We start from the raw sequence: 832 nt of genomic DNA, 5'->3' as shown, positions 1-832 counted from the left end.
TGCTCTTCGACGAGAGCGCCTACCGCCAGCACCTGGCCTGGCAGGCCTCCTACCCCGTGGCCGGGCTCTTCGCCGCCGGCGGCACCGGAGAGGGCTTCTCCCTCACCCCCGAGGAGACCGCCACCGTGGTGGCCGCGGCCGTCGACGAGGTCGGGCACCGGGTCCCCGTGCTGGCTCCGGCGGCCGGCAACACCGCCCAGGCCGTGCGCAACGCCGCCGACGCCGCCGCCGCCGGCGCCGAGGGCCTGCTGCTGCTGCCCCCCTACCTCACCGAGTGCGACCAGGAGGGCCTGCTCGCCCACGCCTCGGCCGTCTGCGCGGCCACCGACCTCGGGGTCATCGCCTACAACCGGGCCAACGCCATCTACTCCGCCGAGACCGTCGCCCGGCTGGCCGAACGGCACGAGAACTTCATCGGCTTCAAGGACGGCGTCGGCGACATCGAGCACCTCACCAAGGTCTACGCCACCAACGGGGACCGCCTGTTCTACCTCGGCGGGCTGCCCACCGCCGAGACCTTCGCCCTGCCCCTGCTGCAGCTGGGGATGAGCACCTACTCCTCGGCGATGTACAACTTCGTCCCCGAGTTCGCCCTGGAGTTCTACGCCGACGTCCGCGCCCAGGACCGGGCCGCCGTCACGGACAAGCTCAACCGGTTCGTGCTGCCCTACATCGAGATCCGCGACCGGGTGAAGGGCTACGGGGTCTCCATCGTCAAGGGCGGGCTCAAGGCCGTGGGCCGGGACGCCGGCGGGGTCCGACCCCCGCTCCAGGACCTCACCGAGGCAGACCTCGCCGACCTCACCGCCCTCATCGACGCCCTCCCCACCGG

1 protein-coding gene is annotated in these 832 nt (G+C 72.5%); it reads left to right on the top strand.

All coding sequences use genetic code 11. The features are described 5' to 3' along the window. On the top strand, positions 1-832 hold an 832-nt coding region (locus tag RF644_RS18675; RefSeq protein WP_368797658.1), incomplete at both ends, for a 5-dehydro-4-deoxyglucarate dehydratase.

It is taken from the genome of Kocuria sp. CPCC 205258 (genome assembly GCF_040981005.1).
In the GTDB taxonomy this organism is placed as follows: Bacteria; Actinomycetota; Actinomycetes; order Actinomycetales; family Micrococcaceae; genus Kocuria; species Kocuria rosea.
This window is presented reverse-complemented; position numbering and strand designations above follow the sequence as displayed.